General features: G+C 66.5%; 8 protein-coding genes. 6 read left to right on the top strand and 2 right to left on the bottom strand.

The annotated features are described in order from the left end of the window. Window positions 1-297 precede the first annotated feature (297 nt). Window positions 298-1,179 (bottom strand): AraC family transcriptional regulator, encoded by an 882-nt coding sequence (locus ACFW0H_RS24420; protein ID WP_422916429.1) that lies wholly within the window; start codon window positions 1,177-1,179, stop codon window positions 298-300. A 131-nt stretch (window positions 1,180-1,310) separates the two neighbouring features. Between ACFW0H_RS24420 and ACFW0H_RS24415 the strand changes: the two genes are divergently transcribed. The 6 genes from ACFW0H_RS24415 (at window position 1,311) to ACFW0H_RS24390 (ending at window position 7,584) form a co-directional block, all read left to right on the top strand. Then, on the top strand, window positions 1,311-2,804 hold the full coding sequence (locus ACFW0H_RS24415; protein WP_422916428.1) for a CoA-acylating methylmalonate-semialdehyde dehydrogenase: 1,494 nt from the start codon (window positions 1,311-1,313) through the stop codon (window positions 2,802-2,804). A gap of 64 nt (window positions 2,805-2,868) precedes the next feature. After that, window positions 2,869-4,032, top strand: coding sequence for an isobutyryl-CoA dehydrogenase (locus ACFW0H_RS24410; RefSeq protein WP_422916427.1), 1,164 nt, complete (start codon window positions 2,869-2,871; stop codon window positions 4,030-4,032). A gap of 10 nt (window positions 4,033-4,042) precedes the next feature. After that, window positions 4,043-4,861 (top strand): enoyl-CoA hydratase, encoded by an 819-nt coding sequence (locus ACFW0H_RS24405; RefSeq protein ID WP_422916426.1) that lies wholly within the window; start codon window positions 4,043-4,045, stop codon window positions 4,859-4,861. Between the two features lie 23 nt (window positions 4,862-4,884). Continuing rightward, on the top strand, window positions 4,885-5,988 hold the full coding sequence (locus tag ACFW0H_RS24400; RefSeq protein WP_422916425.1) for an enoyl-CoA hydratase/isomerase family protein: 1,104 nt from the start codon (window positions 4,885-4,887) through the stop codon (window positions 5,986-5,988). 43 nt (window positions 5,989-6,031) lie between these two features. Continuing rightward, window positions 6,032-6,916 carry a 3-hydroxyisobutyrate dehydrogenase gene (mmsB, locus tag ACFW0H_RS24395; protein WP_422916424.1) on the top strand — a complete coding sequence of 295 codons (885 nt, stop codon included), beginning with the start codon at window positions 6,032-6,034 and terminating at the stop codon, window positions 6,914-6,916. Window positions 6,917-7,242: 326 nt separating this feature from the next. After that, entirely contained in the window at window positions 7,243-7,584 is a 342-nt protein-coding gene (locus tag ACFW0H_RS24390) for a tryptophan synthase subunit beta (RefSeq protein WP_422916423.1), read from the top strand. A 37-nt stretch (window positions 7,585-7,621) separates the two neighbouring features. On the opposite strand, the gene ACFW0H_RS24385 is transcribed toward ACFW0H_RS24390, so the two are convergent. Continuing rightward, a complete protein-coding gene (locus ACFW0H_RS24385) occupies window positions 7,622-9,409 on the bottom strand; it encodes an alkyl/aryl-sulfatase (RefSeq protein WP_422916422.1) in 1,788 nt (595 codons plus the stop codon). Window positions 9,410-9,433: the final 24 nt, after the last annotated feature.

Genomic DNA, 9,433 nt, shown 5'->3' with positions numbered 1-9,433 from the left:
CGTGCGGGGCCATCCATGGCCCCGCACGCCTCTCGCGGCATCCATGCCGCTCGTCCCCCTCTGCAACGATTCCACTCGGCCTCCTGAAGGGGCGGAGTCGCTGCCCCACCGCTTTTACTCGGTTTCAGGCCCGTTTGGGCTTCAGGATGGTTCTGGAGTCGCCGGCGCGAGTCACTCCTCTCCCTCCGGGAGAGGGGCCGGGGGTGAGGGATGTCCCAGGCTAGCGTGGAGGCCTGAAGGCCTTGTTTTAGACGTCCGCTTCCGCGAATGAATTCGCTCCCACAAGGCCTGCCCTGCTCAGCCCTGATGCAACGCCCGGTAGTGACTGGGCGCCATGCCCACCACCTTGCGGAACAGCCGCGAGAAGTAATAGACGTCCTCGTAGCCCAGCTGTTCGGCGATCTGCCGAACGCCCTGGTCGCCTTCGTCCAGCAACCGGCAGGCGTGGGCCATCTTCAGCTGGATGAAATCCTGGATCGGCGCGTGGCCGGTAAGGGCGCGGTAGGTCTTGGCGAAGTGGAAGCGCGACAACTTGAACTGCGCCGCCAACTGGTCGAGGTTGAGACTGTCGTGCAGGTGGGCGCGCATCACCGACTGCACCGCATCGACGTCCAGCACCCGCCCGGATTTCAGGAATCCGCGCACCGGCAGTACCGCCAATGAGGTCAGCAAGGTCTGCAGCTGATGGGCGGCATGGATGAAGTGCGGCAGGTTGAGGCCCTGCTTTCGCAGCCCGAGCAGGGCGTCCAGGTCTGCCAGCAGACGGGGTTGCACACCGATGCGACGTAACGGGGCCGGCCCCAATGGGCGCAGGTATTCCTCCACCTGCTCGCCCTCGAAATGCACCCAATAGATGCTCCACGGCCGCTGGGCATCCGCGCCATAGGCGTGCAAACGTCCCTTGGGCAGCAGCAGCAGGTCACCGCCGCCCACCTCGAATCGTCCATCCCCGTACTCCAGCCAACCCTGCCCGGAACGGCAGTAGATCAGCAGGTTGTCCTCGGGCTCGTGGCGTTGCATGCGATGGCCCTGGGCCTCCGGGTAATAGCCCAGGGCCAGCGGATAACAGGCCGACGTCAACGGATGACGGGCCAGCAGACGGCGCAGACGGGGCGGCGTGGTGAAGCGCACGCCATTGGCCGGCAAGGGCCAGTTGGAGGTTTCCACGGAGCGGCTCATGGGGGTTCTTGTAGGGGCCTGCAATCCCAAGATCGTCCATCCCACAACCAAGATCGTCAATCCACAACTGGATCGGCGGCGGCTATAAGAACAAGAAACAACAAGGTCCCGTCCCACGGGTGGAGGACAAGATGGCCAAGGCAATCCCGCTTCTCATTGATGGCGAATGGCGCGAAAGCCGCGCCCGCGAGCTGATCGAAGTCACCGACCCGGCGACCCAGGAGGTCCTCGCCCTGGCGCCCAAGGCCACGGCCGAAGAAATCGAGGCGGCCGTCGCCAGCGCCAAGGAAGCCTTCCAGACCTGGCGGGAAGTACCGGTTCCCGAGCGCGCCCGGTTGATGCTGCGCTACCAGCAGTTGCTCAAGGACCACCACGACGAACTGGCCGAACTCCTGGCCAGCGAGACCGGCAAGACCTTCGCCGATGCCAAGGGCGACGTCTGGCGCGGCATTGAAGTGGCAGAGCATGCCGCCAACGTGGCCAGCCTGATGATGGGCGAGACGGTGGAGAACGTCGCCCGTGAAATCGACACCGCCAGTTGGGTCCAGCCGCTGGGCGTGTGCGTCGGCGTCACCCCCTTCAACTTCCCGGCGATGATTCCGCTGTGGATGTTTCCCCTGGCCATCGCCTGCGGCAACACCTTCGTCCTCAAGCCCTCCGAGCAGGACCCGCTGACCCCCAACCGCCTGGCCGAACTCTTCATCGAAGCCGGCGCTCCCAAGGGCGTGCTGCAGGTCATCCACGGCGGGCGTGAGCAGGTCGACGCCCTGCTCACCCACCCGGACGTGCGCGCCATCTCCTTCGTCGGCTCGGTGCCGGTGGGTCAGCACATCTACCGCACCGGCACCGCCCACCTGAAACGGGTGCAGGCCTTCGCCGGGGCCAAGAACCACATGGTGGTGCTGCCCGATGCCCACAAGGACCAGGTGTTGAGCAACCTGGTGGGCGCCAGTTGCGGCGCCGCCGGCCAGCGTTGCATGGCCATCAGCGTGGCGATATTCGTCGGCGAGGCGCGCCAGTGGATTCCCGAGCTGGCCGCGCAGATGGCCGAGCTGCGCCCCGGCCACTGGAAGGATGCCCATTCGGCCTTCGGCCCGCTGATCAGCCAGCAGGCCCGCCAACGCGTGTTGCGCCTGATCGCCGAAGGCAAGGCGGAAGGCGCCGAGTGCCTGCTGGATGGTTCGCAGTGCCAGGTGCCGGGTTACCCGAACGGCAACTGGCTTGGCCCCACCCTGTTCCGCGGCGTGACGTCGAAGATGGGCCTGTACCGCGAGGAAATCTTCGGCCCGGTGCTGGTGTGCATGGAGGTGGACAGCCTGGAAGAGGCCATCGCCCTGGTCAATGCCAATCCCTACGGCAATGGCACTAGCCTGTTCACCCGTTCCGGCGGCGCCGCACGGCACTTCCAGCACGCCATCGAGGTGGGTCAGGTGGGGATCAACGTGCCGATCCCGGTGCCCCTGCCCTTCTTCTCCTTCACCGGCTGGAAGGGCTCCTTCTATGGCGACCTGCACGCCTACGGCAAGCAGGCGGTGCGCTTCTACACCGAGACCAAGACGGTCACCACCCGCTGGTTCGACGATACGCCGGTCACCGGCCCGAACATGACCATCCACTTGAAGTAGGGGCGAATTCATTCGCCAAGCGGTGCGCAGCACCGCCACGTAATCGAGCCAAGGCAGACGACATATGGATTTCGACCTCACCGAAGAACAACGCCTGCTGGTGGACAGCGCCCGCGCCTTCGCCAGCCATGAGCTGGCCCCCTTCGCCGCGGACTGGGACCGCGGCCACCACTTTCCCCTGGAGGTGATCCGCCGCGCCGCCGAGCAGGGCTACCTCGGCCTCTACATCGCCGAAGATGACGGCGGCCTGGGCCTGTCGCGGCTGTCCGCGTCGCTGATCTTCGAGCAGTTGGCCGCCGGCTGCGTGGCCACCACCGCCTACCTGACCATCCACAACATGGCCGCCTGGATGCTCGCCTCCTTCGGCGATGCCGAATTGAAAGCGCGCTGGCTGCCCGGCCTGATCGGCGGCGAGTCGCTCGCCTCCTACTGCCTGACCGAACCCGACGCCGGCTCCGACGCCGCCCACTTGCGCACCCGCGCCCGCCGCGACGGCGATCATTACGTGCTGGACGGCAGCAAGTGCTTCATTTCCGGCGCCGGCAGCACCCAGGTGTTGATCGTCATGGCGCGTACCGGGGAAGACGGCGCCAAGGGCATTTCCTGCTTCCTGGTACCCGCCGATGCCGAGGGCATCCGTTACGGGCGCAACGAAGACAAGATGGGCTGGCGCGCCCAGCCCACCCGCACCATCACCTTCGAGGGCGTGCGCATTCCCGCCGGCAACCGCATCGGCCCGGAAGGCCAGGGTTTCGTCTACGCCATGAAGGGGTTGGACGGCGGCCGCCTGAACATCGCCAGCTGCTCCCTCGGCGCCGCCCAGGCGGCTCTTGAACAGAGCCTGCGCTATGTGGAGGAACGCAAGCAGTTCGGCAAGCCCCTGGCCGACTTCCAGGCCCTGCAGTTCAAGCTCGCCGATATGCTCACGGCGCTTACCGCCAGCCGGCAGATGGTGCGCCTGGCCGCCCATCGCCTGGACCAGCGCCATGCCGAGGCCGGCCTCTACTGCGCCATGGCCAAGCGCTTCGCCACCGACCAGTGCTTCGATCTCTGCAACGAGGCGCTGCAACTGCACGGCGGCTACGGTTACCTGAACGACTATCCTCTGGAGCGCTGGGTGCGGGACACCCGGGTGCACCAGATACTCGAAGGCACCAACGAAATCATGCGCGTCATCGTGGCGCGTCGTTTACTGGAACAGGGCGGCGCGCTCGACCGCCTGCTGTAAGGAGATGCACATGTCCAATGCCGTTGAACCCTACCAGCCCGGCGTGTTCGACCTGACCCATAAGCTGACGGTGGAAAAGCACGGCCACACGGCGCTCATCACCATCAATCATCCGCCGGCCAACACCTGGGACCGCGAGTCGCTGATCGGCCTCAAGCAGCTGATCGAGCACCTGAACCACGACGACAACATCTATGCCCTGGTGGTGACCGGCCAGGGGCCGAAGTTCTTCAGCGCCGGCGCTGACCTCAATCTCTTCGCCGACGGCGACAAGGCCCGCGCCCGCGAAATGGCCCGGCGCTTCGGCGAGGCCTTCGAGGCGCTGCGGGACTTCCGTGGCGTATCCATCGCCGCGATCAACGGCTACGCCATGGGCGGTGGCCTGGAATGCGCCCTGGCCTGCGACATCCGCATCGCCGAGCGCCAGGCCCAGATGGCCCTGCCGGAGGCCGCCGTTGGCCTGCTGCCCTGCGCTGGCGGCACCCAGGCGCTGCCCTGGCTGGTGGGCGAAGGCTGGGCCAAACGGATGATCCTCTGCGGCGAGCGCGTCGATGCCGAAACCGCCCTGCGCATCGGCCTGGTGGAACAGGTGGTGGACAGCGGCGAGGCCCGCGGCACCGCGCTGCTGCTGGCGGCCAAGGTCGCACGGCAGAGCCCGGTGGCGGTGCGCACCATCAAGCCGCTGATCCAGGGCGCGCGCGAGCGCGGCCCGAACGGCTGGTTGCCCGAGGAGCGCGAACGCTTCGTCGACCTGTTCGACGCCGAGGACACCGGCGAAGGCGTCAACGCCTTCCTGGAAAAGCGCGACCCGCACTGGCGCAACAAGTAACCGAGAGCCGAACGAGAACGACCATGAATGTGAGTTTCGAAGAACGCAGCGGCCTGCACGGTGCCCGCATCGGCATCGCCAGCCTGGATGCGGAGGCCAGCCTCAACGCGCTCTCCCTGCCGATGATCGAGGCACTGGACGCCAGGCTGCGCGCCTGGGCCGAGGACCCGGAGATCGTCTGCGTGCTGCTGCGCGGCAATGGTCCCAAGGCCTTCTGCGCCGGCGGCGATGTGCGCAAGTTGGTGGATGCCTGCCGCGAACATCCCGGTGTGGTTCCGCCGCTGGCCGGCCGCTTCTTCGCCGATGAATACCGCCTCGACCACCGCATCCACACCTTTCCCAAGCCGCTGATCTGCTGGGCCCACGGTCATGTGCTGGGCGGCGGCATGGGGCTGATGCAGGGCGCCTCGATCCGCATCGTCACCCCGTCCAGCCGCCTGGGCATGCCGGAAATAAACATCGGCCTCTATCCCGACGTCGGCGGCAGCTGGTTCCTCGCCCGCCTGCCGGGCAAGCTCGGCCTGTTCCTCGGACTGGGCGCCAGCACCATCAACGCCCATGACGCCCTGGACCTTGGCCTGGCCGACCGCTTCCTCCTGGAAGAGCAGCAGGACGCCCTGGTTGCCGGCCTGGTCCAGCTCAACTGGCAGGACAAGCCCGCCTGCCAGCTCAACAGCCTGCTCAAGGCGCTGGAGCACGAAGCCCGCGGGCAGTTGCCGGAAGCCCAGTGGCTGCCACGGCGCAAGCGCATCGACGAGCTGCTCGATGTCGCCGACCTGCCCGCCGCCTGGAAGGCGATGACCGCCCTGCACCACGACAGCGACGTTCCCCTGGCCCGCGCCGCCAAGACCCTGGCCGCCGGCTGCCCGCTCACCGCCCACCTGGTGTGGGAGCAGATCCGTCGCGCCCGGCACCTGTCGCTCGGCGACGTGTTCCGTATGGAATACGCCATGAGCCTGAACTGCTGCCGCCATCCGGAATTCCCCGAAGGCGTACGCGCCCGGTTGATCGACAAGGACAACGCGCCGCGTTGGCACTGGCCGGATGTGGCGGCCATTCCGCGGGCGGTGATCGAGGCCCACTTCGAGCCGGTGTGGGAAGGCCGGCACCCGCTGGACGATCTCTGACAAGCCGCCCGGCGCCCCGTGGACCGGGCCAAGGAGAAAAACGATGAGCAAGATCGCCTTTATCGGACTCGGCCACATGGGCCTGCCCATGGCCCGCAACCTGCTCAAGGCCGGCCATGACGTGAAGGTCTACGACCTGGTGCAGGCCGCCGTCGACGAGCTGGCGGCCGAGGGTGCCAAGCCGGCCCGGGATGCGCGGGACGCGGTCAGCGGCGTACCGGTGGTGATCACCATGCTGCCCGCGAGCAAGCATGTGGAGGGCCTGTTGCTGGGCGAAGGCGGGCTGCTGGAATCCATCGTGACCGGAAGCCTGGTGCTGGAGTGCTCGACCATAGCCCCGGACTCGGCGCGCAGAGTTCACGCGGCCGCCAAGGCGCGCGGCATCGAGCTGCTGGACGCGCCAGTGTCCGGCGGCACCGCCGGTGCGGCGGCCGGCACCCTGACCTTCATGGTGGGCGGCGAAGCGGCGGCCCTGGAAAAGGCGCGGCCGATCTTCCAGGCAATGGGCAAGAACATCTTCCACGCCGGCCCCGACGGTGCCGGCCAGGTGGCCAAGGTCTGCAACAACCAGTTGCTGGCGGTGCAGATGATCGGCACCGCCGAGTCCATGGCGCTCGGTGTGGCCAACGGCCTGGACCCGGCGGTGCTGGCCGAGATCATGCGCCAGAGCTCGGGCGGCAACTGGGTGCTGGAACGCTACAACCCCTGGCCCGGGGTGATGCCCAATGCCCCCGCAAGCAGGGAGTACGAAGGCGGTTTCATGGCCGAGCTCATGGCCAAGGACCTCGGACTCGCCCAGGAAACCGCGCAGCACAGCCTCTCCAGCACGCCCATGGGCGCCCTGGCGTTGCAGCTCTATCGCCTGCTGCTCAAGCAGGGCAAGGGCAAGAAGGACTTCTCGGTGGTGCAGAAGCTGTTCGCCGAGTAGGAGCGAATTCATTCGCGATTGAAATCTTCCACAACAACCGGTGGTTCGTAGTTCGTAGGTTGGTCGGGCGGCGTTCCGCGAGCGAAGCGATACCCATCAGCGGCGATCGATGGGTATCGCAGGCTCCACCCATCCTACGGGCCTATTCCTTCGGCAGGACGATGTCGCCCTTGTACAGGGTAGGTCCTGGCTTGCCTCCCTTGACTACCGCCCGGTTGCGGCAAAAGGCCGCGATGGCTGGACGCTGTTCACTGACCGCCCTGATGAACCGGCGGCACGGCGCGCCAGCAACTACCCTGAAGGGGGACCTGAGGGGGGAGCCAGCGATGCCCTATATCCAGCGCGATGAAGAAGGAAAGCTGCTTCGCGTCGAAGCGAGCGAGTTCGAAGGCATGAGTGGAACCCTGCCTGCCGATGACAAGGAAGTGCGGGCCTGGTACAGCGGCCGCCAGGCGCAGAGCAGCCTGTTGCAGCTGCAGCAGAGCGACCTGGACATGATCCGGGTGCTCGACGACCTGATCACGCTGCTGATGGACAAGGGCGTCATTCGCATCACTGACCTGCCACCGGCGGCGCAGGCCAAGCTGCTCAGCCGCAGCCAGGCGCGCGAGGCCCTGGGCGGGATCTCGCATCTGATCGATGAAGAAGACGGCTCGGGGCTGATCTGATCCCGGCCGGCCTACCTGGAGGCCGGCCGGCGCTGCCTCAGCGCAGGGTCAGCGCGATGGGCGCTTCCTCGAAATCGAAGCAGCCGAGGAAGGTCTTGATGTCCAGCAGGTTGCCATCCACTTTCACGTCGCCCAGCAATGCCCCTTTGAGCAGGCCGTTCTCGCCGCTGATGATGGTGTCGAGGTAGGTCTTGTCCAGGGTCAGCTTGAGGCGGGTGCCTTCGGGTATGCCCTGGTGCAGCTGGGCCACGCCGCGGCGGACTTCCAAGGCCCACTGCTCCTGGATGTCGGGGAAGACGAAGCCCAGGGTCAGGTTCAGGTCGGCACTCTTTTCCGGGTCGATGCGGGTCACCCAGTTCTGCAGGAAGATGCGCGCCGGCAAGTTCTTCAGCATGTCCGGCGAGAGGAAGGCATCGCGCATGCCCTGGGACAGTTGCAGCGCGGCGTCGCCGTCCAGCTTGCCCTCCAGCTCCATGGCGCTCATCAGGTACCAGTTGCGCCAGTTGATGTTCATGCTGGCGTAGCCCAGGCGACGGAAGCTGCGCGCCTTGATCTGGCGGGCCAGTTGATCGTCGTGATCGATGCGGATGGAGTAGCCGGCCAGTTCGGCGGCCCACTGGTAGTCACCCTTGAGGTAGGCCTCGCCGGCGGCCATCAGGACCTTGTCGCGACCGCCCATCAGGGCCACCAGGCGCCTGGCCTTTTCCACCGGCGGCGTCGGGTCCAGTTCCACCGGGTCGCCCTGGAACCAGCCCAGGTAGCCCTGGTAGATCTGCCGGACGCTGTGCTTCACGGTGCCGTAGTACTCGCGAAGATAGGGGGTGTAGCCAGCCAGGTAAGGCGGCAGTTTGACCTGCTCCACCAGCTCGTCCGGTGTCAGCCCCTTGTTCATCCAGCGCACCGTCTGGTCGTGGACGTAGGCGATGGCGTCACGGGTCATGCGCAGCACCTCTTCCACCTTGTCCTTGCCGGATACCGGCTGGCCGTGCAGCGGCACCATGTAGTCGGCCTGGAAGTCCCGCAGCTTGTCCAGGCTCTTCACCCACACCACCGGATCGCGGAACTTGGTCCCGCGCAGGGTGTGGATGTTCGGCAGGGTCGGCCCCTGGGTCACCTCGGCACTGATCAGCACCTTGTTCTGCGGCAGGAACAGCACGATCTCGTCCGGCGCCTCGCTGGGCACGTGGAGGAACTGCACCGGCAGGCCAGCGATGGTCGTGTCGAGCCGGTCCTTGAAGGTGATGGTGGGGGCGATGAAGGTGGACTTGCCCTCGTGGGCCAGCGGGCCGAGACCGGCGTTCATGTCCTTCTTGTCGGCGTCCGGCAGGGCCGCGCCGAAGCTGTAGCCCGAGCGCATGCCGAGGATCGGGCCGACCAGCGCGCCCTGGGTCACCACGTTTTCCAGCAGGGTTTCCTGGGCATAGATCTGCACCTCGCCGCTCTTCACCTGCTCTTCGCTGACGAAGCCCTTCACGCCGTTGATGTGGTCGGGGTGGAAGTGGGTATAGACGATGGCCTTGATCGGCTTGTCGCTGATCTTGCGGAATTCTGCCAGCACCTTGCGCGACTGCTCGGCGGACTCGCCGGTGTCGACGATGATCAGCCCCTCGGGGGCCTCGATCATCACGCTGTTGGCGAGGTTCCAGCCCACCGCCGAATAGACGTTGTCGGCGATCTTGTAGACCTTCTCGCTGAAGTGCTTCGTGTGCTCGGCCAGCTCGGCGTTGATGCTGGGCTCGATGGCATCGATCGGCGGGGCGGCGTCGGCCCCCAGGGGCAGTGCGGCAACCAGCAGCAGGCCGCTGAAACGGGTGGAAATTCGCATGGTTCCCTCGGGAATTATTGTTCT

The sequence above is a fragment of the Metapseudomonas cellulosilytica genome (assembly GCF_049334135.1).
Taxonomy (GTDB): Bacteria; Pseudomonadota; Gammaproteobacteria; order Pseudomonadales; family Pseudomonadaceae; genus Metapseudomonas.
This window is presented reverse-complemented; position numbering and strand designations above follow the sequence as displayed.

What these genes read in the sequence shown, in the direction of transcription:
- mmsB (WP_422916424.1), top strand. Translation starts at nt 6,032, where the DNA reads ATGAGCAAGATCGCCTTTATCGGACTCGGCCACATGGGCCTGCCCATG.
- ACFW0H_RS24385 (WP_422916422.1), bottom strand. Translation starts at nt 9,409, where the DNA reads ATGCGAATTTCCACCCGTTTCAGCGGCCTGCTGCTGGTTGCCGCACTG.
- ACFW0H_RS24415 (WP_422916428.1), top strand. Translation starts at nt 1,311, where the DNA reads ATGGCCAAGGCAATCCCGCTTCTCATTGATGGCGAATGGCGCGAAAGC.
- ACFW0H_RS24405 (WP_422916426.1), top strand. Translation starts at nt 4,043, where the DNA reads ATGTCCAATGCCGTTGAACCCTACCAGCCCGGCGTGTTCGACCTGACC.
- ACFW0H_RS24390 (WP_422916423.1), top strand. Translation starts at nt 7,243, where the DNA reads ATGCCCTATATCCAGCGCGATGAAGAAGGAAAGCTGCTTCGCGTCGAA.
- ACFW0H_RS24420 (WP_422916429.1), bottom strand. Translation starts at nt 1,179, where the DNA reads ATGAGCCGCTCCGTGGAAACCTCCAACTGGCCCTTGCCGGCCAATGGC.
- ACFW0H_RS24410 (WP_422916427.1), top strand. Translation starts at nt 2,869, where the DNA reads ATGGATTTCGACCTCACCGAAGAACAACGCCTGCTGGTGGACAGCGCC.
- ACFW0H_RS24400 (WP_422916425.1), top strand. Translation starts at nt 4,885, where the DNA reads ATGAATGTGAGTTTCGAAGAACGCAGCGGCCTGCACGGTGCCCGCATC.